This is a genomic window from Pseudomonas sp. S3_E10 (genome assembly GCF_054667615.1).
In genome coordinates this window covers 2176184-2198706 of record NZ_CP162743.1, presented here as the reverse complement: position 1 = coordinate 2198706, position 22523 = coordinate 2176184, and the positions used below count along the sequence as shown (strand labels likewise).

Below are 22523 nucleotides of genomic sequence, written 5' to 3'. Positions count from 1 at the left end.
AACACCCTTGAGCATTCAACCCAGCACCTACTCCCCTGATATCGCAGTGCCGAGCGACAAACGCGTGTTCGGCGCCCGCGACCTGTTCTCTCTATGGTTCTCCCTCGGCATCGGCCTGATGGTCCTGCAAACCGGCGCCCTACTCGCGCCGGGCCTGGGGTTGTTCGGCTCGTTGCTGGCGATCTTCCTCGGCACGCTGGTGGGCGTGCTGTTGCTGGCCGCCGTCGGTGTAATCGGCAGCGACACTGGCCTGTCCGCCATGGCCGCGCTCAAGCTCAGCCTCGGTACCCAGGGGGCCAGCCTGCCCGCGCTGCTTAACCTGCTGCAACTGGTCGGCTGGGGTTCGTTTGAAATCATCGTGATGCGCGATGCGGCCAGCCTCTTGGGCGCGCGGGCGTTCGGCGAGGGTGGTCTATGGGCCAGCCCGTTGCTGTGGACCCTGTTTTTCGGGGGGTTGGCGACCTTGCTGGCAGTCAGCGGGCCATTGACCTTTGTGCGCCAGATCCTGCGCAAATGGGGTATCTGGCTGTTGCTCGCCGCGTGCCTGTGGCTGACCTGGAACCTGTTTGCCAAGGCCGACCTGGCGGCGCTCTGGGCCCAGGCGGGTGATGGTTCGATGCCGTTTGCCGTGGGCTTTGACATTGCCATCGCCATGCCGCTGTCGTGGTTGCCGCTGATTGCCGACTACTCACGCTTCGGCAAACGCGCCAAAAGTGTATTCGGCGGCACTGCGCTGGGGTTTTTTATCGGTAATTTCTGGCTGATGAGCCTGGGCGTGGCCTACACCCTGGCGTTTGCGCCAAGTGGCGAGGTGAATGCGCTGCTGTTGGCGCTGGCCGGCGCGGGCCTGGGGATTCCGCTGTTGCTGATCCTGTTGGACGAGTCGGAGAACGCCTTCGCCGATATTCACTCGGCTGCGGTGTCCAGCGGGATTCTATTGCGCTTGAAGGTCGAGCATCTGGCGTTGGCCATCGGCGTCATCTGCACCTTGATCGCCTGTTTTGCTCCGTTGGCGCAGTACCAGAACTTCCTGTTGCTGATCGGCTCGGTGTTCGCGCCGCTGTTCGGCGTGGTGCTGGTCGATCATTTCGTGCTTCGCCGTCGTGGCCGGGGCGTGGTCGCCGGCCTGCGTTGGCCAGCGCTGTTGGCCTGGCTGGGTGGCATCGGCACTTATCATCTGCTGGCCAACCTGTATCCGGATGTCGGCGCAACCCTGCCGGCGCTGGTGCTGGCAGGGCTGTTGCAGTTCATCCTTGGTCGGGCTTTCAGCGGCGTACGGGCACCAGCTCAGGCTTGAGGATGCCGTCCAGGCGCGAGTAGGGGATCTGCAACTCGACATGGCCCAGGGCATAGGGCGCGATGGTGGTGGTGGGGTATTTGAGGATCACGCCACCGTAAGTCAGCGCCACGTTTGGGGTTTTCTGGAAGGGATATTTTTTGACGAATTCCGCTTCCAGGCTCAGGCGGGTGCTGATCAGCCAACTGTTGTGCGCCACCTGGGCGGCTTTCCAGAACGCGTCTTCCTTGCCGGGCAGCAGCATATCGCTGAGCGACAGGGCTTTTTGCTGCTGACGCGAATAGTTGATGAACGCGCGGCCCGGCTCGCCATGGGTGGCGCCCTGGTCCAGGTAGCTGGACAACTCGATGATCACCAAGCCGTCATGCTGCTCACGTACCTTGGCCTGCAAATACATGCTGTTGTTCGGCGCGGCGGTTTGCAGGAATTGCTCGCGATAGGTCGCAAGGCTGGTCGGCAGCGGGTTGGCGCCGGTCATCTCCAGCAGGCGCTGTTCGATCAGCGCGTCCAGCTTGGGTTCCTTGGCAAAGTGCACGGTGTCGATATTCACCAGCGCGCAATCGGCGCTGGCACAGCCCGGCCGGGTTTGTTCGGTGGTGTCTCGGGTGGCTTCCAGCGGGGTGCGCCAGTTGGGTTGGAACAGGCTTTGGCAGGCGCCGAGGGTCAAGGCGATGCAGGCCACGGAGGCGATTTTTAAAAGCGACATGGATGTCCTTCGTCTATCGATAAGAGCGAAATTGTGCAGCTTCGACTACCGGCAAGGCAGTCAGTTCGCCACTAAGCTGATTAGAGTGAGTTTGAGGCCCGCCGTCTATCCCGGCAACCGGAAAGGGGCTGCGCCAACCGACGCGAGCGCGTTAGGATGGCGCGAATTGCCCAGGCACAACGAGGAAGGGATATGACGGACTTTGCAAAATCGACGCCGAACACGATTGAAATCGTGCAGCGCGACAATGCCTACAAGGGCTTCTATAAACTTGACCGTGTGCAACTGCGCCACGAGAAGTTCGACGGCGGCATGAGCCGCGTGATCAACCGCGAAGTCTTTGTCCGTCACGACGCGGTGTGTGTACTGCCCTATGACCCGCAGCGTGATGAAGTGGTGCTGATCGAGCAGTTTCGCGTGGGCGCCATGGGCCGTGCCGACAACCCGTGGCTGATCGAGATGGTCGCCGGCCTGATCGACAAGGATGAAGAACCGGAGGAGGTTGCACACCGCGAAGCCGAAGAGGAAGCTGGGCTGACCTTCTCCGCGCTGTGGCCGATCACCAAGTATTTTCCGTCGCCCGGCGGCAGTACCGAATTTGTGCACCTATACCTGGGGCGCTGCGACAGCTCCGGAGCGGGTGGCGTGCATGGGCTGGAAGAAGAAGCAGAAGACATCCGCGTGACGGTCTGGGCATTCGAAGACGCCCTGCAAGCCGTGCGCGACGGCAGGATTTCCAACGCAGCCAGCATTATCGCCCTGCAATGGCTTGCGCTTAATCGCGCGGAAGTGAGGGGGTTATGGCAGTAAAGGCACGGGAACGTTATCGAGTCGACCTGATCGGGCTGCAAGCGGCCTGCGAGGCCAACTATGCGCGGCTGATGCGCCTGCTGCCCGACATGCGCCACACGCCCGAGGCGCGTCGCATCGGCGTGACCCACGGCGACCAGATGCTGGGCGTGCTGGCCCTTGAAGTCATCGTCAACTGCCCGTACACCACCACCCTGCGCGTACGCCAGGAGCACAGCCTGCCGTGGCTGCCGGTGCCGCAACTGGAAGTGCAGGTGTACCACGACGCCCGTATGGCCGAAGTGATCAGCGCCGAACACGCGCGGCGCTTTCGCAGCATCTATCCTTACCCGAATGTGTTCATGCACCAACCCGATGAGAAAGCGCAGCTCAATGTGTTCCTCGGTGAGTGGCTGAGCCACTGCCTGGCGCTGGGCCATGAGTTCGAAGTCGTGCGGTAGATGTGAACTGCATCTGGTTCCTGGGTTTCCTCTTTGCGTCCTGCCCCAGCATAATCACGCCAAACGTCCATTCCTGTGATTGCCTTGGGAGAGCGCCTTGCCGAGCGTATCCACCGTGAACCCCGACGCTTCGGCGTTACTGGTGCAACTGTCCGACAGCCATCTGTTTGCCGAGGCCGACGTTACGCTGCTGGGCATGAATACCCGTGAGAGCCTGCGACGGGTGATCGAGCTGGCGCGCGCGCAACAGCCGCAGGTCGACCTGGTGCTGGCCACCGGGGACCTGTCCCAGGACGGCACGCTTGAGTCGTACCAGCAGTTTCGCCAGATGACCGCGCCTATCGGTGCCCCGGCGCGCTGGATTCCGGGTAATCATGATGAGCCTCAAGTCATGGTCCGGGCCGCCGAGCACAGTGATTTTCTGGAGCCGGTAGTCGATATCGGCCACTGGCGCGTCATCCTGCTGGACTCCGCCGTACCCGGTTCCGTGCCGGGTTACCTGCAAGACCAACAACTGCAACTACTGGCTCAGGCCCTGAGCGAAGCGCCAAACCGTCACCACCTGGTGTGTTTCCACCATCATCCGGTGCCCATCGGCTGTGCCTGGATGGAGCCCATCGGCCTGCGCAACCCCGAGGCACTGTTTGCCGTGCTGGACCGCTTCCCCCAGGTCAAGGCAGTACTCTGGGGCCATGTGCATCAGGAAATCGACCGTGAGCGCAACGGCGTGCGCCTGCTGGCGTCGCCATCCACCTGCATCCAGTTCGCACCGGGCAGCGAGGACTTCAAGGTCAGCGAGCAAGCGCCAGGGTATCGTTGGCTGCGTTTGCATGCCGACGGACGGTTGGAGACTGGCGTAGAGCGGCTGGTCGGCTTCGCGTTTACGGTGGATTACGGTAGCAACGGTTATTAAACGTCCTCCGCGTTGGGCTCGAGCACTGAATGTTTAGTACGGTTCCGGTCATTTACAACTCGACTCAGATAACCCGCTGGGCGTTTTGATTTTCTTCGTAGACGCGCCTATATATTCAGCAGATCTGTACCCATCGATAGTTTTCTGTACAATTTTGCCTCCTTCGGCGGAAGGATATCTATCCACCAGTACTGACAAGGAGATCGCTCATGCCTGTTCGCACCGCTCAAGATGTCCTAAATAGGTACTGGGACCGTCAACTTCCTATTGATCCCTATCGTATTGCACGTGCAGCGGGCGCTTCAGTGGAACCGGATTACGGCATGAGCGCTCATGATCTGAGTGGCTGCTTTGACGTTGTGAATAACATTCCAACCATCCGTTTCAATCCTGATGATGCGGTTGTTCGGCAGCGCTTTACTATTGCTCATGAGTTAGGGCATATGTTTTTAAGGCACGGTCATTCCTTCAGGGATAATGCGAGAAACTATAGTTCGGGAACACATCTTTACCGAGAGCGGGATGCAAATAGTTTTGCGGCGGAGTTGTTGATGCCTAAAGAAGTTGTCGAGTGGCTGGTCTTCAAGGAAAAAAAACACGATGTTGAGGAAATGGCGGCAATACTAAATGTGTCAGGCGCGGCAATGCATTATCGCTTGATGAACCTCGGACTAATTCGTTACTGAAATGAGAGTAGAGTTTTGAAGGATCAGAATCTCCAAAAGGATGTGGACTATTCGGAAGGCAGTATCCCTAAGCTTCCGGACACGGAGCGCTTCAATAGAAGCCAGCTCGACGAGGCTGATACTCGTAGGCTCCAACGAGGGATTATCTTCGTTACAATTTATGTTGCGGCTGTTTATGTGTTTGGAGCGTTTGTCGTCTACACATTCAAGCTTATTCATGGTGCCAAGCTGGAAACTACACCCATGCTCTTGTGGTTATTGGCAATTATGCCGATAGCCTTGATTCTATTGATGATGAAGCTCGCTGCGGAGCCTGCCAAAGTTGAGGATAAACCTGCTGGCCTGGGTAGCGATATTGTTGCGATTTTTCAGGAGCTCGCCGCTGCGCTGAAGGATTTTCTCAAATCCAAGACTGGATAGCCTTGAAATAAATAATTAGAGAGACGCTCGGGCGCGATGTTTATTCCGCACCTCATTGTGACGAACTCTGCTCAGATTCTCTGGTTCCCTGTAAACTGCGCCCTTTTGGCGCAAGCACGGAGAGCCCGGCATGTCCGCTTCGATCCTGTACATCCACGGCTTCAACAGTGCGCCGGCGTCCAACAAGGCCAGCCAGTTGATCCGCGTGATGGACGCCCTTGGCCTGGCCGATCAATTGCGCGTGCCAGCCTTGCATCACCATCCCCGTCAGGCGATTCCCCAGTTGGAAGAGGCCATTGCGCAACTGGGTCGACCACTGCTGGTCGGCAGCTCACTCGGCGGCTACTATGCAACCCATCTTGCTGAACGCCATGGCCTCAAGGCGCTGCTGGTCAACCCGGCGGTGAGTCCCCATCGCATGTTCGACGGTTACCTGGGCACCCAGAAGAACCTCTACACCGATGAAACCTGGGAGTTGACCCACGACCACGTCACGGCGCTGGCCGAGCTGGAAGTACCGGCGCCCCAGGATGCGGGACGTTATCAGGTGTGGTTGCAAACCGGCGATGAAACCTTGGATTATCGCCTCGCCCAGCAGTATTACCGAGCCTGTGCCTTGCGCATCCAGCCCGGTGGCGACCATGGCTACCAAGGATTCGCCCAGCAATTGCCGGCGCTTTTGAGTTTTGCCGGCGTGGGTGCGGATCAGTATCAATCCTTCGATTTTTCGGCACTGTAATTGCCTTGGAAACCGCAGGTTATTTTTTAATCGAACGACTCACGACGAGACCCCATGGCCACTCCCAGCGCTAGCTCTTATAACGCCGACGCCATCGAAGTCCTCTCGGGCCTCGACCCGGTGCGCAAACGCCCCGGCATGTACACCGACACCAGTCGGCCGAATCACCTCGCCCAGGAAGTCATCGACAACAGCGTCGACGAAGCCTTGGCCGGGCACGCCAAATCGGTGCATGTCATTCTCCACGCTGACCACTCCCTGGAAGTGTCCGACGACGGTCGTGGCATGCCGGTGGACATTCACCCGGAAGAGGGTGTGCCGGGTGTTGAGCTGATCCTCACCAAGCTCCACGCCGGTGGCAAGTTCTCCAATAAGAACTACCAGTTCTCCGGTGGTTTGCACGGCGTGGGTATTTCTGTGGTCAACGCCTTGTCGACCCTGGTCCGCGTCAAGGTCAAGCGTGACGGCAACGAGTACCAGATGACCTTTGCCGATGGCTACAAAGCCACCGACCTTGAAGTGATCGGCACCGTCGGCAAGCGCAACACCGGCACCAGCGTGTACTTCGCGCCGGACCCTAAATACTTCGATTCGCCGAAATTCTCCATCAGCCGCCTCAAGCACGTACTCAAGGCCAAGGCGGTGTTGTGCCCGGGCCTTTTGGTTACCTTTGAAGACAAAGGCACCGGCGAAAAGGTCGAGTGGCATTACGAAGACGGTTTGCGTTCCTATCTGGAAGACTCCGTCAGCGACTTCGAACGCCTGCCCAACGAGCCGTTCTGCGGCAGCCTGGCGGGTAACAAAGAGGCCGTCGATTGGGCATTGCTGTGGTTGCCCGAGGGCGGCGACAGCGTGCAGGAAAGCTACGTCAACCTGATCCCCACCGCTCAGGGCGGCACCCACGTCAACGGTTTGCGCCAGGGCCTGCTGGATGCCATGCGCGAGTTCTGCGAATACCGCAGCCTGCTGCCGCGCGGTGTGAAGCTGGCGCCGGAAGACGTGTGGGAGCGCATCGCGTTCGTGCTGTCGATGAAGATGCAGGAGCCGCAATTCTCCGGCCAGACCAAAGAACGCCTGTCGTCCCGCGAGGCGGCGGCGTTTGTCTCCGGTGTGGTCAAGGACGCGTTCAGCCTGTGGCTCAACGAGCACCCGGAACTGGGCCTGGCCCTGGCCGAACTGGCGATCAACAACGCCGGCCGTCGTCTCAAGGCCAGCAAGAAGGTCGAGCGCAAGCGCATCACCCAAGGCCCGGCACTGCCTGGCAAGCTGGCTGACTGCGCGGGTCAAGACCCGATGCGCTCCGAACTGTTCCTGGTGGAAGGTGACTCCGCCGGCGGTTCCGCCAAGCAAGCACGGGACAAAGAGTTCCAGGCGATCCTGCCGTTGCGCGGCAAGATCCTCAACACGTGGGAAGTCGATGGCAGCGAAGTGCTGGCCAGCCAGGAAGTACACAATATCGCCGTGGCCATCGGTGTCGACCCGGGCGCGGCAGACATGACCCAACTGCGCTACGGCAAGATCTGCATCCTCGCCGACGCCGACTCCGACGGCCTGCACATTGCCACCTTGTTGTGCGCGCTGTTCGTGCAGCACTTCCGCCCGCTGGTAGATGCCGGTCACGTCTACGTCGCCATGCCGCCGCTATACCGCATCGACCTGGGCAAAGAGATTTTCTACGCCCTCGACGAAGCCGAGCGCGATGGCATCCTCGACCGCCTGGTGGCCGAGAAGAAACGCGGTAAGCCACAGGTCACGCGATTCAAAGGCCTGGGTGAAATGAACCCGCCGCAGTTGCGTGAAACCACCATGGACCCGAACACCCGGCGCCTGGTGCAACTCACCTTGGACGATTTCGCCGCCACCTCGGAAATGATGGACATGCTGCTGGCGAAAAAACGCGCGCCGGACCGTAAATCCTGGCTGGAGTCCAAAGGCAACCTGGCCGAGGTGCTGGGTTGATGCGTACAGGTTTCGCCCTGGCGATCCTGTTGTTCAGCGGCTTGGCGAGCGCCCAGGGGGTTGCGGCGCCCGGGGCGCAGCTCAAACTGGTGTCCGAACACCCGGTGGATGGCATGCGCGGTGGCAACCTGTCGGGCCTGGCCCTGTGTGGCAATGAGCTGTGGACGGTTTCCGACCGCGATGACGATCAGATCTACCGTTTGGATATCAGCATGCCGACCTGGCAGGCCACGGCGGTGAAGATCGACGTGCCGCCGGTGCCGGATTCCGGTTTGCCTTGGGGGTTGCGTTCGCGCACGAAGGCCGCCTCGTTCATTCGCGGTGGCGACCTGGATTTCGAGGCCATCAGTTGCGATGCCGTCGGTAACCGATACATCGTCAGTGAAGCCCATGCCGCCGTGCTGCAAGTGCCCGCTGCCGGTGCGCCCGAGTGGTTGAAGATCGCGCCGAGCGTGGTGCGTGAAGCCCGCGCCAGTGGCCTGTTGCTGCACTTCAATGCGCTGTTTGAAGGGCTGGCGGTGAACCCCGAGGGCAATCGGATCTGGCTGGCGGCAGAGCGTGAGGGGCGCGGGCTTATCTCCATCAAGCGTGCGCAAAGCCTGTGGGATTGTGACGGTCCGTGCGTATTACTGAGTGAGGCCGGCACGCAGATGCAGCCCGCCCAGGTGCCCAAGGCCAAGGCCGTTTCCAGGAATTTCTCCGATGTGGTGTGGTTCAAGGGCAAGTTGTTTTCCCTTGAGAGCAGCCAATATCAGTTGTGCCGCCGCGATGTGCTGACAGCGGCAGTTGAACAGTGTTGGTCATTTGCCGCAGACATGCTTGCGCCGCAACGCCAATACGACCAGCCCTATGGCTTGGCCGAGGCGCTGGTAATTGATGATGACGGTGCCTGGATCGGCCTGGACAACAACTTCGGCCCGCGTGCCGATGGTGAAAAACGCCCGGTGGTCTATCGTTTTGCCGCCCCGGTCGGTGGCTGGAGTGCCCGGCCATGAATGATCAAACAATTGAATTGACCCGGCGCGGCGGCATTTCCGCTGCGCCTCACCCAATAATGATGAGGCCCGCATGAGTGACATCCTCGCAGACAGCTTAGACGGCGTAGAGCGCCGGTCGCTGGCTGACTTCACCGAAAATGCCTACCTCAACTACTCCATGTACGTGATCATGGACCGTGCATTGCCGCACATCGGCGACGGCCTCAAGCCCGTACAGCGGCGCATTATCTACGCCATGAGTGAGCTGGGCCTGGACGCCGATTCCAAGCACAAGAAGTCGGCGCGTACCGTCGGTGACGTACTGGGCAAGTTCCACCCCCACGGCGATTCGGCGTGCTACGAAGCCATGGTGCTGATGGCCCAGCCGTTCAGCTACCGCTACACGCTGGTGGACGGCCAGGGTAACTGGGGGGCGCCGGACGATCCCAAGTCCTTCGCCGCCATGCGATACACCGAGGCACGGTTGTCGCGTTATTCGGAGGTACTGCTGAGCGAACTGGGCCAGGGCACCGCTGACTGGGGCCCGAACTTCGACGGCACCCTCGACGAACCCCTGGTGTTGCCGGCACGTTTGCCGAATATCCTGCTCAATGGCACCACCGGCATCGCCGTCGGCATGGCCACCGACGTGCCGCCGCACAACCTGCGCGAAGTCGCCACGGCCTGTGTGCGCTTGCTCGATGAGCCCAAGGCTACCGTCGAGCAGCTCTGCGAGCACATCCAGGGCCCGGATTACCCGACCGAAGCGGAAATCATCACCCCGCGCGCCGACCTGCTGAAGATGTACGAGACCGGCAAGGGCTCGGTGCGCATGCGCGCCGTGTACCACGTCGAAGATGGCGACATTATTGTGACCGCGCTGCCGCATCAGGTGTCCGGCGCCAAGGTGCTGGAGCAGATCGCCGCGTTGATGCAGGCCAAACCGTCGAAGCTGCCCCAGGTGGCCGACCTGCGTGACGAGTCCGACCACGAAAACCCTTGCCGCATTGTGATCATCCCGACCAACAGCCGGGTCGATCACGAAGTGCTGATGCAGCATCTGTTTGCCAGCACGGACCTTGAGTCCAGCTACCGGGTCAACGTCAATATCATTGGCCTGGACGGCAAGCCGCAGCTGAAAAACCTGCGCAACCTGCTGGTGGAGTGGCTTGAGTTCCGGGTACAGACCGTTCGTCGTCGCCTGCAATTTCGCTTGGACAAGGTCGAGCGCCGTCTGCACCTGTTGGACGGCTTGCTGATCGCCTACCTCAACCTGGATGAAGTGATCCATATCATCCGCACCGCCGAGCACCCCAAAGCCGAGCTGATCGCGCGTTTCGAGCTGAGCGAGATCCAGGCCGACTACATCCTCGACACCCGCTTGCGTCAATTGGCGCGACTCGAAGAAATGAAGCTGCGCGACGAACAGGACGCGCTGCTCAAGGAACAAGCCAAGCTGCAAGCGCTGCTGGGCAGCGAAGCCAAGCTGAAAAAGCTGGTACGCAGCGAGCTGATCAAAGACGCCGAAACCTATGGCGATGACCGCCGTTCGCCGATTGTTCAGCGTGCCGAAGCCAAGGCTCTGACAGAAACCGAACTGCTGCCTAACGAGAAAATTACCGTCGTTCTGTCGGAAAAGGGTTGGGTTCGTTCCGCCAAAGGGCATGATATTGACGCCACTGGCTTGTCTTACAAGGCGGGCGATGGTTTTAAAACCGCCGCTGCCGGGCGTTCCAACCAGTTTGCGGTGTTTATCGACTCCACGGGGCGCAGTTATTCGGTGCCGGCGCATACCTTGCCATCCGCACGGGGGCAGGGCGAGCCGCTGACCGGGCGCCTGACACCGCCACCGGGCGCGAATTTTGAGTGTGTGCTGCTGCCGGACGATGACTCGTTGTACGTCATCGCTTCCGATGCGGGCTACGGCTTCGTCGTTAAGGGCGAAGACCTGCAGGCCAAGAACAAGGCGGGCAAGGCGCTGTTGAGCCTGCCGAATAATGCCAAGGTGATCCTGCCGCGGCCGGTGGATGATCGCGAAGGCAACTGGCTGGCGTCGGTGACCACCGAAGGGCGCTTGCTGGTGTTCAAGATCAGCGATCTGCCGCAGTTGGGCAAAGGCAAGGGCAACAAGATTATTGGTATACCAGGGGAGCGGGTGGCCAGTCGCGAAGAGTACGTGACCGACATCGCGGTGATCCCCGAGGGCTCGACCCTGGTGCTCCAGGCCGGCAAACGCACGCTATCGTTGCGTCCCGACGACCTGGAACATTACAAGGGTGAGCGTGGCAGGCGCGGTAACAAACTGCCTCGAGGCTTCCAGCGTGTGGATGCTTTGTTGGTGGAAACGCCGGTTTAAGCCGGATTAGAGCCCTCGATCTACGATTTAACGGGTAGATCGACGCTTTGGCGCTGGAGTCATGGCGCATATTCACGGATGATATGCCCTTTCCAGCGCCGGCGTGGCCGAGCGTGTTTAGGTTATTTTTAGTATTACATTGTGGTTCGCCTTGTGGCAGCCACCTGGATGGGATGATGACTGCTCCACGCCTTCCTTTTATTTTCATGCTCGCTGGCCTTTTGGGGTTGGCGGGTTGCAGCACCCACCAACCGGTGTCGCTGTACCAGTTGGACAGCGGAAGTCCGGCGCAACCAGCACAAACCGCCGGCATGGCCGTGTTGCTGGGGCCGGTGGTCGTAGCCGACTATCTGCAACGCGAAACCCTGCTGCAACGTCAGAACGACGGCAGTCTGCAAGGTTCCACCGATGGTCGTTGGGCGGGCAGTTTGTCGTCCGACATCAACCAATTGATGTTGCGCCAGGTAGCGGGTCAGTTGGACAGCCAGCGTGTGGTCCTCTCGCCTGCGCCAACTGGCTTTACCCCGGACGTGCAGGTGTTGCTGACCATCACCCGGCTCGACTCCGGTACTTCGCAGCCGGCGATCCTTGATGCGCAGTGGCGCCTGATCGACCGCCGTGGCCAGGTGCGTGATAACCGCATCGTTCATCTGCAGGAAGAACACACGGGCACGACAGCATCCCAGGTTCAGGCCCAGGGCGTGCTGTTGCAGCACTTGGCGCAGCAGTTGTCGGTGGCCCTCAAGCCATTGGCCAACCAACCGCCGATTGCCGAGGCACCACGCAAGCAAGCCCCGGCTCAGGCCAAACCGGCCGAGCCGCAGAAGCCCAAGATGCCGATGGCTACGCCGATCCGTACGGATATGGAAGTGTTCAGGTTCTGACCTGAATCGCGCACAAACAAAAGGCCCGCTTACTCAGCGGGCCTTTTTGTTTGTGCGCGATTTACTTGAAGCCTGTGCAGATCCCAAATGTGGTAGGGGGCAAGCCCCACCCCACATTCTTCACGGCTTGGCGCGGGTCTCATGCATCCGCGCCAACTGCCGCTCCAGCATCGATGGGTACGGCTCCATCAGACGCTCCACACAGCTGGCGCCTTCAGGGCTGGCAATCGGGCGGATGCGCGCGCGTTGGCGGATCAGCGTGTCTTCACTGATCTTGCGCTCCACCAGCAACAGGTTGCGGCTGTGTTGGGACAAGGCCAGGGCGTCCTGGGCGATTTCCGTAAGCAGCAGGTCGATCTGGCTCATGCCAAACAGGTCGTCACCCACGGTTAAGCCAAGTTGCAGTTGCAGGGTGATGCCGCTGTCCGCCACTTCGATCTGCAGCTCATGGCCCAGCGCACGTAATAACTCGCCGCAGCAGATGGCGTTGGTCAGGTAATCCTCACCGCTGTCTTCACTGTGGAACAGCATCAGCGTGCTGCCGTCATTGAGGGTATGCAGCTCGCTCTGGTACAGCGAGGCGGCCTGGTCGAGGCAGTCGCGGTAGCGTTCCAATAACTCGGTCAGGCGCGCGCGGGGCAGGCGACGCAGTTGGTCCTGGGCGCCCAATTGCACGGCCAGTACGGCGCTGTACTGAGGCTCGGTGCTGCGCGCCGGCGCGGGCTTTGGCGTCACGGCAGCGCTGTCGTTTGACGTGTCGCGCAGATCGGCGAAGGGGTCTTCGTCGTCCAGTTCGTCTTCTTCGGCCTTGACCACATGGCGCGGCGCAGGCTTCGGGCGGGCGGCGGGTGCGCTTTCGTCAAAACCCGGATCGCGCAGGTCGCGTACTTCAAACTCGGGTTCGTCGTCGTAATCGCTGTCGTCGAACTCGGGTTCAGGTTCAACCTGGGGTGCCGGCTCCGGGGCGAAGCTGGCGTGCAGTTGGCGGGCGATGTCGCCGATTTCGTCCTGGCGATCAGTGGCCGGGGTGTGTTCGTCGATATCTCGCAGCCAGATGCGCAATTGCATCAGCGGTGTAGAGATATGCCGACCCAGGCGCAGGCTCAAGGCCAGAGCCAGGGCCAGCAGGATTGCGCTGAGGATGCCCATGCTTTGCAGGCTAATGGTCATCGGCTGCTGGAATTGCTGCATGTCCAGGCTGATGCGCAGTTGGCCGGCCTTTACATCCTGAAAGGTGATATTGCTCTGGTACAGGCCTTCGGCCTCGCCCAGCAGGCCGTTTTTCGGGCGCTGCCCGGCTTCGGCCATGATCCGGTTGTCCACGCTGTAGATGGCGGCGTGGGCCACCAGCGGGTTCTTGGTCAGGTTGTTGAGCAGCACGTTGAGGCTGAGGATGTCGTTGGACACCAACAGTTCAGTCGCCGATGTGGCGGTCTGAGTGGTCAAGCTCTCGCCCAGGGCGTCGGCTTGCTCGTGCATGGCCTGTTTGAACTGCAAACCCATCACGCAGGCATAAATCACCAGGGCCAGGGCGACCAGGATCACGTTATGGCTGGCGATGCGTAATGCGATCGGTACACGGCGGTGGCGCAGTGCCCGGAAGATCAGCAGGAAGAAGTTATCGGTTTTTACTGGCGTGGGCCGGTTCACTTGCGCTCGGCTCTCGGTCCGTGAAGTTGACGCGCAGTATAGCGACAGGCCCAAGACCGGCAAAGCGCTGGCTGTGCCCGATGGTCACTGAAAGTGGGTAGAATGCGGTTTTTTTCCAGCCTGGGGGTGCGCCTTGCGCGAAATTGTCCTGATAAACATCACGGGTGTTGACCGTCCGGGTCTCACCGCTGCCATTACCGGTGTGCTGGCCCAGGGTGGTGTGAACATTCTCGACATCGGCCAGGCTGTGATTCACGACACCCTGTCGTTCGGCATCCTGGTGGAAATTCCCAGCACCGAGCAGGCCTCGTCCGTGCTCAAGGACATCCTGTTCACAGCGTACAAGCTGGATCAACAGGTGCGTTTCACCCCGGTGTCCGAGGAGGACTACCAGCATTGGGTGGCCGGCCAAGGCAAGAAACGCCACATCGTCACGCTGTTGACTCGCAAGGTCACGGCTGAACAGTTGCAACGCGTCAGTTCGATCACCGCGCAATACGGTTTGAATATCGACCACATCGACCGTCTGTCGGGCCGTATGCCGCTGGACACACCCGCTCATCAGGGCAAGGGTTGCATCGAGTTCTCCGTGCGGGGTGAGCCGGCCGACCCGCAAGCCTTGCGCGCCGAGTTCCTCAGCGTGGCCCAGGCGTTGAATGTCGATATCGCCTTCCAGGAAGACTCGCTGTTCCGCCGCAACCGTCGCCTGGCGGTGTTCGACATGGATTCCACACTGATCGAAGCCGAAGTCATCGACGAATTGGCCAAGGCCGCCGGTGTGGGTGAACAGGTGTCCGCGATCACCGAGCGCGCCATGGCCGGTGAACTGGATTTCCGCGCCAGCTTCAAGGAGCGCCTGGCGCTGCTCAAGGGCCTGGATGTGAGCGTGCTGGACTCCATCGGCGCGTCGCTGCGCCTGACGGAAGGCGCCGAAACGCTGTTCGCCGAACTCAAGCGCCTGGGCTACAAGACTGCGATCCTGTCCGGTGGCTTTACCTACTTCGCCAAACAATTGCAGGCCAAGTTGGGCATCGACTACGTCTTCGCCAATGAGCTGGAAGTGGTCGATGGCAAAGTGACCGGTGTGGCGGTGGAGCCGATTGTCGACGCCCAGCGCAAAGCGGATCTGTTGAAGGAATTGGCCCATAAGGAAGGCTTGCGCCTGGAGCAGACCATTGCGGTCGGCGACGGCGCGAATGACTTGCCGATGCTGGCGATTGCCGGGTTGGGCGTGGCGTTTCGCGCCAAGCCGTTGGTGAAGCAATCGGCGAAGCAGGCGATTTCGACCTTGGGGCTGGACGGTGTGCTGTACCTGCTGGGCTTTCGCGACCGCGACGGGCAGCTGTAACTGAAAATGTAGGAAGGGGCTTGCTCCCGATGGCCGTGGATCAGTCACCCGATGAGTTGACTCAAACACAGCTATCGGGAGCAAGCCCCCTCCCACAATTGACCTGGATTGGCGTCAGGTCAGGCGTTGGGCAGTGCGATACCCTGGCCCATCTGCACCGGCGAACCGGCCACCAATTCTTCCGCCCATTTCACCTGATCCGGCCCGAACAGCACGATGGCGGTCGAGCCCAGCTTGAAGCGGCCCAACTCGGCACCTTTCTCCAGATAAATCGGCGCACGCGCGGCTTCGTCGTAGCGGAAGGTTTTCAGCTCGCGCTTGGGCGGCGTGACGAGGCCAGCCCACACGGTTTCAATCGATGCCACGATCATCGCGCCGACCAATACCACCGCCATCGGGCCGCGCTCGGTGTCGAACAGGCACACAACACGCTCATTGCGCGCAAACAGTTCCGGTACGTTTTCGGCGGTGGTCTGGTTGACCGAGAAGATCCGGCCCGGCACGTAGACCATCTCGCGCAGGGTGCCGGCCAGCGGCATGTGAACTCGGTGGTAGTCCTTCGGTGACAGGTAGATGGTGGCAAAGTCGCCGCCCATGAACGGCGCCGCTACAGCGGCGTCGCCGCCCAGCAATTCCAGCACGCTGAAGCTGTGGCCCTTGGCCTGGAACACACGACCATGTTCGATCGGGCCAAGCTGGCTGACCGCGCCATCGGCGGGGCTGAGTACGGCGCCAGGGGCCTGGTCCAGCGGGCGCGCGCCGTCTTTGAGGGCGCGAGTGAAGAACGCGTTGAAGTGCTCGTAGGCGGTTACGTCTTCAACCAGTGCCTGGGACATGTCCACTTGATAGCGTTTGGCGAACCAGGTGGTGAAGGCGTTCTTGAACCAGCGCACGCGGCACTCGGCAATGCAGCCGGCCAGGCGCGACAGCAGATGGTGCGGCAGCAAGTACTGGCTGAGGATAAACAACTGCTTTTTCATAACTGTCCTTAAACCTTAATCTCAACGGGGGTGTCGGGGTGGTTGCCCCATTCGCCCCAGGAACCGGCATAACCTTTGACTCGCGGATAACCGAGCGCCTTGGCCACCAGGTAGGTGAAGCCAGAGCGGTGGTGAGTCTGGCAATGGGTGATGATTTCTTTGTCGGGGGTCAGCCCAAGCTCTTCAAGGACCTGCGGCATGTCGCGGCGGATGCGCAGGCTGCGCGCCTTATCCATGCCGGCGGTCCATTCGAAGTTCACGGCGCCGGGGATGTGCCCGCCTTTGGCCGCGAGCACCTTCTCGCCGGAATATTCCAGCGGGCCGCGTGCGTCCCAGATGCCCAGGTCGGCGGCGCCGAGGCGGCTTTGCAGGTATTCGCGGGTGGCGGTGGGGCCATCGTGCAGCGTGAGGCTGACCGGGCCGCCGCGCGCTGGCGGCACGTCGGTCGACACGGTGTACTCAGCGGCCAGCCAGGCCAGCAGGCCGCCGTCGAGGTAGTGGTATTTCGGGTGACCGATCACGTCGAGCATCCAGATGAAGCGTCCGGCCCAGCCGCCGCCTTCGTCGTCATAGACCACGTAGGTGGCATCCGGGGTGTGGCCCAGTTCACCGAAGAGTTTTTCCAGGTCGGCTTTGTGGGGCAGCAGGCCGGGTGCCGGCGGCTGGCCCAACTGGGTGCGCTTGGGGTCAACGAAATGCGCCCCCGGGATATGCCCTTCGGCGTAGCGGGCGGCACTGGTGAGGTCCACCAGAATCAGGTGTTCGGTATCAAGGCGACCGATCAGGTCGCTGGGTTCGATCACCAGCGGCAAGCCAGAGAAGTCAGGCATGTGAGGTCTCCTGGGCACAAATGTTGGCGATAAAGGAGGGCGATTGTAGCGCAAGCATCAGACGCTGCGGTTGGTAAAGCTGTGCAGGGCTTTCTCGATGCACTGCGCGGTTTTGCCGAAGGCTTGCACGGTGGTTTCCGAGAACGGCCCACCGCCCTGGTCGGCGATCATCACCATCACCACGCGACCGTTGCAGCTCATGGAACGCAACAACAGGTGCTCACCGTTGAACAGGCGACGCAGGATCGGCGGCAGCAAGGCCGAGAACTGCGCATGATTGTCCGGTGTGAGGCGCACTTGGGCGGATTTTTCCAGCAGGCGCTGCAGCAGTGTGCTGTTGACCACGTCCAGGCTCAGGTTGGCGGCGTCTTTAGGTAGGCCGTCGGCTTGGTGTACGCGCAGCGTGCTCAAGGCGCGATCGGCCATGAACAACAACACCCGTTGCATGCCACTGGCCACCAGGGCTTCTTTGGCGCACGTGGTCAAATGCATGGCGTTGGCAAAACGGCTCGGCTCCACCAGCAGTTCGGTGCAGCGGTTGCGCCATACCGCCAAGGCTTCGGCGGTGGGCGGCGGCGCGGGCAGCAGGCCGCGATGGATCTTCTGTACATGCCACGGCCAGATCAGCGAAAGCGCCGGGTGCCAGAGGTCGGGCATCAGCGTGGTGCGAGCGCTGGTGACGGCTTGTTGATGCGAGTGTTGCTGCACCTCAGCCAGCGGTTGTTGCAGATACAGAGCTGTAAGGTACTGCCAGCGCTGTGTGTGCGGGCAGGTCCAGGATTCTTGCGCGGACATCGCCAAACCGTTGGCCAGCAGCACGGTATTGGCCGGCTGGTTCAGCCAGCGGCGCAGGTTGGGCTCGGCGTCGAGCAACTGCTGATGGCGCAACGGGTCATCTTCACGGGCGATATGCAGCGCCTTGACCAGCAACCGTTGCTCGTTCTTCAGCAGGTTATAACCCTGGGACACCCAGATCGGCAGGTGCCAGGTTTCGGTCAGTGCCAGGCACAGGTCCAGCAGGCGTACGCCGAACAATTGCTGCTCGACCTTGCGTGCCGACTCGCCCTTGTGAATCACGCGCAGCTCCCACTCTTCGAGAAGCTTGGGGTGGGCAACGGCCATCGGCCACAGCGGCGACAGAAACAGCAGGCTGCCCCAGTGAATGTCTTGCCACAACCGTGCCAGGCGGCTGCCGAACAAACCGTTGGCTTGTTGCGATGCATGCTGGCTCACCAGCAACAATTGACGCAATGCAATGGGGATCTCTTGGGCCGGCACCGAGGGCAGGCGCGCCAGCAGTTCTTCGGCGCGCTTGAGGCCCAGGCGGTTGAGCGCCACTTCGAGATTTTCCGCCGGCTCCGTCAGGCTGCCATGGGTATGGCTGTTTGCCTCGCGCATCACGCTGAGTACAAGGGCTGGGCTGTTTTGCATCAGTTCGGCAATATCTCGCAACGAACTGCGGCTGTCGCGGATCGCCTTGCACACCCGGTCGTGGCTGGCCTGGGGAACAGGCAGCGGCACTTCGTCCAGGCACTTGATCCAAGCGGCGAGAGAGAGAGGTCTTACAGATGGGACTGTCGTTTTATTAGCCATGATTGGGGCGCGATCATCACATGCGGTCAACACGCCCGGAGCGGGCCGAACTGGCTTTTCGCCTTAACGGGCTATAGTCTGGCGCAGTTTTGCCGATAAGTAGAACAAGAGTTTTTCAGTTCCCCCAAATATGTCCATGAACCCGACGGCGCAAGTACTCATCTCCTATGGCTAAAATTATCGGCATCATCGTCGTCTTCGCGAGCGTGCTCGGCGGGTACGTCCTGTCCCACGGTAAAATTGCGGCACTGATCCAGCCTTTCGAGGTGATGATTATCGGTGGTGCGGCACTGGGCGCTTTCCTGCAGGCCAACCCCGGCTACATGACCATGCACGTGATCAAGAAGTCATTGGCCATGTTTGGTTCGCGCTTTACCCACACCTTCTACCTGGAAGTGCTGGGGCTGGTGTACGAGATCCTCAACAAGAGCCGCCGCGAAGGCATGATGGCCATCGAGGCTGACATCGAGGACGCCGCGGCCAGCCCGATTTTCGCCAAGTATCCGGCCGTGCTCAAAGACGAGCGCATGACCGCTTATATCTGTGATTACCTGCGCATCATGTCCTCCGGCAACATGGCTCCCCATGAGCTTGAAGGCTTGTTCGACATGGAATTGTTCAGCCTTAAAGAGGAGCTGGAGCATCCGTCCCACGCCGTGACCGGCGTCGCAGACGGCATGCCCGGTTTCGGTATCGTCGCGGCGGTACTCGGTATTGTGGTGACCATGGCCTCCCTGGGTGAGGGTGACCAGGCGGCCATCGGCATGCACGTCGGTGCGGCGTTGGTGGGGACCTTCTTCGGTATTCTCGCGGCCTACGGTTTCTTCGGCCCTCTGGCGACCTCCCTGGCCCATGATGCCAAGGAAGAAATCAACCTTTACGAATCGATCAAGGCCAGTCTGGTGGCGTCCGCTTCCGGCATGCCGCCGTCGCTGGCGGTGGAGTTCGGTCGCAAGGTCCTGTACCCGAAGCATCGCCCAAGCTTCGCCGAGCTGGAACAAGCGGTTCGCGGTCGCTAAGCCATGGAAAACAACCAGCCGATAATCATCAAGCGCGTCAAGCGCTTCGCTGCGGGGCACCATGGTGGCGCCTGGAAAATCGCCTTCGCCGACTTTGCGACGGCGATGATGGCGTTCTTCCTGGTGCTGTGGCTGATGTCGACGGCCACGCCCGAACAGAAAATCGCCATTGCCGGCTACTTCAAAGACCCGATTGGCTTTTCGGAAAGCGGCACGCCTTTCGTGATCGATCTGGGCGGCTCGCCGCAATTGGCGCCTGAGCGCACCATCAACCCCGAAGTCAAAACCGAGGCGCCCCAGGAAAAAATCCCGATCGAGCGCGATACCGTCGAGGCCATGGCCGAGCAGGTCGAGCAAGAGCGCCTTGAGTTGCTGTTGCAAGAGTTGCAGAACAAGGTCGAAGAAAACCCGCAGTTGCTGAAATTCAAGGATCAGATTTCGTTCGAAATCACTCCGGAAGGCTTGCGCATCCAGATCACCGACGCCGCCAACCGGCCGATGTTCGACTCCGGCAGCGCACGCTTGAAGCCGTATTTCGAAGACATCCTGCTGGCCATGGCCGACACCATCAAGACGGTGCCGAACAAGATCAGCATCAGCGGTCACACCGACGCCAAGCCGTATGCGGGCCAGGGTGACTTCGGCAACTGGGAGCTATCGGCCAACCGCGCCAACGCCGCACGTCGCGCGTTGGTAGCCGGCAGCTACCCGGACCCGCAAGTCGCGCGCGTGGTGGGTTTTGCATCCTCGCAGCTGTTTGATCACAAGGATCCGTTCAACCCGGCCAACCGGCGCATCGATATCGTCGTGCTGACCAAAAAGGCCCAGCGTGCGATTGAGGGTGATCAGCCCCCACCGCCACAACCGACCCCTGGTGCTGGCGCGCCCGGCGAAGTACCGGCCGACCCGAACGCCATCCCGCCAGGGCAAGAACCCTTGCCGGCGCATGAGCTGCGTCAGAAATTGAATCTGTTTGATGATGGTGGGGTGAAAGACCCTACGGTGCCTGGGACGGGATCCTAGGCTTCACATACAACAAGGCCGCGATAATCGCGGCCTTGTTGTTTCGGCGGTTTAGTAACTGCTCTCCGGCAAGCTCGCAATAATCGACCGATAACTGTTCATTCGCTGCTGCTGCACGCGGCCGTCTTCCAGGGCCTTGAGCAACGCACAACCCGGCTCGCGGTCGTGTTTGCAGTCGCGGAAGCGACAGGTGCCAATCAGGTCGTTGAACTCGATGAAGCCCGCTTCCACATCGCTGCGGCTCACGTGGCCGAGGCCGAATTCACGAATGCCCGGGGAGTCGATCAGTTCGCCGCCGCCGGGGAAGTGGAACAACCGCGCGGTGGTGGTGGTGTGCGTACCTTGGCCGGACAGTTCCGACAGCGGGCCTACACGGGTGTCGACCTCGGGCAGCAAGCTGTTGACCAGCGACGACTTACCCACGCCGGACTGGCCGACAAACACGCTGATGCGTCCGTCCAACTGCTGTTGCAGTTGTTCCATGCCATTGCCGTGATGGGCCGACACTTCCAGCACCGGGTAGCCCAAGGTGCGGTAGACCGCCAGCAGCGCATTCAGCGCAGGGGCGTTCTGTTCGTCGATCAGGTCGAACTTGTTCAGCAACAGCAACGGGCGGATGCCGGCATGTTCGGCGGCTACCAGGTAGCGGTCGATCAGGTTGGCATGAGGCTCGGGCAAGGGGGCGAATACGATCACGATCATGTCGACGTTGGCCGCCACCGGCTTGAGCTGGCCGCGGCTGTCGGGCCGGCGCAGTTCGGTGGTGCGTGGCAACTGGGCGACGATCACGCCGATGCCCTGGTTGCCGGCGCGCCATACCACTTTGTCGCCGGTCACCAGCGCCGGCAGGTTGGCGCGCAGGTGGCAACGGGAGACTGAGCCCGCGAGTTCGCCTTCCAGCGCCTCGACTTCGACCTGCACACCGAAGTGCGCGATTACCAGGCCCGTTTGCTCGGGGCCCAGGTCGCCGCCTTCAAGCGCTTCTACGGCGGAGGATTCACGTTTGGCGGCGCGCGCGGCGCGTTCACCTTGAATCTTTTCGATGCGCCAGTTTTGGCGGCGGTTGAGCTGGCGTTTGGCCATTGGTGTTCCGTGTCGATAATGCAAAGGTTTGGGTAAAACGGTCGCGAGTCTAGCACGGCCCCGCCTGCTAAACTGCGCAGCTACGCCAAGGTGCCAAGAGAATCAAGCCATGCAAAACCCACAGAACCTGATTTGGATCGATCTGGAAATGACCGGTCTGAACCCCGACACCGACGTCATCATCGAGATGGCCACCATTGTCACCGACAGCAACCTCAACACCTTGGCCGAAGGTCCGGTGATCGCCATCCACCACAGCGACGCCGTGCTGGCCACCATGGACGAGTGGAACACCCGCACCCACGGCAACTCCGGCCTGACTCAGCGTGTGCGCGACAGCCGCGTCAGCATGGCCGAAGCCGAAGCCCAGACCATCGCCTTCCTGGAAAAATGGGTGCCCAAGGGCAAATCGCCGATCTGTGGCAACAGCATCTGCCAGGACCGTCGCTTCCTTTATACGCACATGAAAGGGCTCGAAAGCTACTTCCACTACCGCAACCTGGATGTCTCGACGCTCAAAGAGCTGGCCGCACGCTGGGCGCCGGAGGTCAAAGACAGCTTCCATAAAGGCAGTACTCACCTGGCGCTGGATGATATTCGCGAGTCGATCGCCGAGCTGCAGCATTACCGCAAGCATTTCATCAAGGCCTGAAGCTGTAGCGACTGAGCTGACGCCATCGTAGGCAAGCCCACACATTTTGATTTGTGAACACATTTCAAATGTGGGGGCTTGCTCCCGATGGTCGGCGACGCGGTTTATCGCCAAGTGCCCCCTTTTGGTGCCCTCGGCAAATGATTAGACTGCCGGCC

At 60.8% G+C, this 22523-nt stretch carries 21 protein-coding genes; 15 read left to right on the top strand and 6 right to left on the bottom strand.

The window, feature by feature from the left end:
* Positions 1-7: 7 nt before the first annotated feature.
* Positions 8-1297: a putative hydroxymethylpyrimidine transporter CytX gene (gene cytX / locus AB4N98_RS09960; RefSeq protein WP_065879451.1), complete on the top strand. Its 1290-nt coding sequence runs from the start codon at positions 8-10 to the stop codon at positions 1295-1297.
* Here cytX and AB4N98_RS09955 read toward each other — a convergent pair.
* Positions 1266-2003 carry an RsiV family protein gene (locus AB4N98_RS09955; RefSeq protein WP_017526447.1) on the bottom strand — a complete coding sequence of 246 codons (738 nt, stop codon included), beginning with the start codon at positions 2001-2003 and terminating at the stop codon, positions 1266-1268. The two genes, cytX and AB4N98_RS09955, sit on opposite strands and share 32 nt — an antisense overlap.
* A gap of 192 nt (positions 2004-2195) precedes the next feature.
* Between AB4N98_RS09955 and AB4N98_RS09950 the strand changes: the two genes are divergently transcribed.
* From AB4N98_RS09950 to AB4N98_RS09905, 10 genes are all read left to right on the top strand, one after another.
* Positions 2196-2813 carry an NUDIX domain-containing protein gene (locus AB4N98_RS09950; protein WP_017526445.1) on the top strand — a complete coding sequence of 206 codons (618 nt, stop codon included), beginning with the start codon at positions 2196-2198 and terminating at the stop codon, positions 2811-2813.
* Entirely contained in the window at positions 2804-3253 is a 450-nt protein-coding gene (locus AB4N98_RS09945; RefSeq protein WP_017526444.1) for a DUF1249 domain-containing protein, read from the top strand. The genes AB4N98_RS09950 and AB4N98_RS09945 overlap by 10 nt, the downstream gene beginning before the upstream one ends.
* A gap of 97 nt (positions 3254-3350) precedes the next feature.
* A complete protein-coding gene (gene cpdA / locus AB4N98_RS09940; protein ID WP_065879450.1) occupies positions 3351-4166 on the top strand; it encodes a 3',5'-cyclic-AMP phosphodiesterase in 816 nt (271 codons plus the stop codon).
* Between the two features lie 209 nt (positions 4167-4375).
* Positions 4376-4852, top strand: a complete 477-nt coding sequence (locus AB4N98_RS09935; RefSeq protein WP_026067143.1) for an ImmA/IrrE family metallo-endopeptidase — start codon at positions 4376-4378, stop codon at positions 4850-4852.
* A 15-nt stretch (positions 4853-4867) separates the two neighbouring features.
* Positions 4868-5272 (top strand): hypothetical protein, encoded by a 405-nt coding sequence (locus tag AB4N98_RS09930; RefSeq protein ID WP_017526440.1) that lies wholly within the window; start codon positions 4868-4870, stop codon positions 5270-5272.
* Positions 5273-5402: 130 nt separating this feature from the next.
* On the top strand, positions 5403-6011 hold the full coding sequence (locus tag AB4N98_RS09925) for a YqiA/YcfP family alpha/beta fold hydrolase (RefSeq protein WP_065879449.1): 609 nt from the start codon (positions 5403-5405) through the stop codon (positions 6009-6011).
* A gap of 54 nt (positions 6012-6065) precedes the next feature.
* A complete protein-coding gene (gene parE, locus AB4N98_RS09920; protein ID WP_065879448.1) occupies positions 6066-7970 on the top strand; it encodes a DNA topoisomerase IV subunit B in 1905 nt (634 codons plus the stop codon).
* On the top strand, positions 7970-8965 hold the full coding sequence (locus AB4N98_RS09915; protein WP_065879447.1) for an esterase-like activity of phytase family protein: 996 nt from the start codon (positions 7970-7972) through the stop codon (positions 8963-8965). The genes parE and AB4N98_RS09915 overlap by 1 nt, the downstream gene beginning before the upstream one ends.
* A 73-nt stretch (positions 8966-9038) precedes the next feature.
* The gene (parC, locus tag AB4N98_RS09910) at positions 9039-11303 is read left to right on the top strand and encodes a DNA topoisomerase IV subunit A (RefSeq protein WP_065879446.1); all 2265 of its coding nucleotides are present in this window, start codon (positions 9039-9041) and stop codon (positions 11301-11303) included.
* A gap of 176 nt (positions 11304-11479) precedes the next feature.
* Positions 11480-12187, top strand: a complete 708-nt coding sequence (locus AB4N98_RS09905; protein WP_026067142.1) for a PqiC family protein — start codon at positions 11480-11482, stop codon at positions 12185-12187.
* A 120-nt stretch (positions 12188-12307) separates the two neighbouring features.
* Here AB4N98_RS09905 and AB4N98_RS09900 read toward each other — a convergent pair whose 3' ends face one another.
* Positions 12308-13837, bottom strand: a complete 1530-nt coding sequence (locus tag AB4N98_RS09900) for an AhpA/YtjB family protein (protein WP_017526434.1) — start codon at positions 13835-13837, stop codon at positions 12308-12310.
* A gap of 133 nt (positions 13838-13970) precedes the next feature.
* Here AB4N98_RS09900 and serB point away from each other — a divergent pair, with 133 nt between their 5' ends.
* Positions 13971-15185 carry a phosphoserine phosphatase SerB gene (gene serB / locus AB4N98_RS09895; protein WP_017526433.1) on the top strand — a complete coding sequence of 405 codons (1215 nt, stop codon included), beginning with the start codon at positions 13971-13973 and terminating at the stop codon, positions 15183-15185.
* Positions 15186-15304: 119 nt separating this feature from the next.
* Here the strand turns inward: serB and asd are convergent, their stop codons facing one another.
* From asd to AB4N98_RS09880, 3 genes are read right to left on the bottom strand one after another with little or no spacing between them, the layout of a single operon-like run.
* Entirely contained in the window at positions 15305-16165 is an 861-nt protein-coding gene (asd, locus tag AB4N98_RS09890) for an archaetidylserine decarboxylase (RefSeq protein ID WP_017526432.1), read from the bottom strand.
* A gap of 8 nt (positions 16166-16173) precedes the next feature.
* On the bottom strand, positions 16174-16995 hold the full coding sequence (locus tag AB4N98_RS09885) for a rhodanese-like domain-containing protein (RefSeq protein WP_137220166.1): 822 nt from the start codon (positions 16993-16995) through the stop codon (positions 16174-16176).
* Between the two features lie 57 nt (positions 16996-17052).
* The gene (locus tag AB4N98_RS09880) at positions 17053-18588 is read right to left on the bottom strand and encodes an HDOD domain-containing protein (protein ID WP_017526430.1); all 1536 of its coding nucleotides are present in this window, start codon (positions 18586-18588) and stop codon (positions 17053-17055) included.
* 167 nt (positions 18589-18755) lie between these two features.
* Here AB4N98_RS09880 and motA point away from each other — a divergent pair, with 167 nt between their 5' ends.
* Positions 18756-19607, top strand: a complete 852-nt coding sequence (gene motA / locus AB4N98_RS09875) for a flagellar motor stator protein MotA (RefSeq protein ID WP_017526429.1) — start codon at positions 18756-18758, stop codon at positions 19605-19607.
* 3 nt (positions 19608-19610) lie between these two features.
* A complete protein-coding gene (gene motB / locus AB4N98_RS09870) occupies positions 19611-20630 on the top strand; it encodes a flagellar motor protein MotB (RefSeq protein WP_017526428.1) in 1020 nt (339 codons plus the stop codon).
* 51 nt (positions 20631-20681) lie between these two features.
* On the opposite strand, the gene rsgA is transcribed toward motB, so the two are convergent.
* On the bottom strand, positions 20682-21713 hold the full coding sequence (gene rsgA / locus AB4N98_RS09865) for a small ribosomal subunit biogenesis GTPase RsgA (protein ID WP_003171340.1): 1032 nt from the start codon (positions 21711-21713) through the stop codon (positions 20682-20684).
* A gap of 109 nt (positions 21714-21822) precedes the next feature.
* On the opposite strand from rsgA, the gene orn reads away from it, so the two are divergent.
* Complete coding sequence (gene orn, locus AB4N98_RS09860) at positions 21823-22365, top strand: oligoribonuclease (protein WP_017526427.1); 543 nt, start codon at positions 21823-21825, stop codon at positions 22363-22365.
* Positions 22366-22523 lie beyond the last annotated feature (158 nt).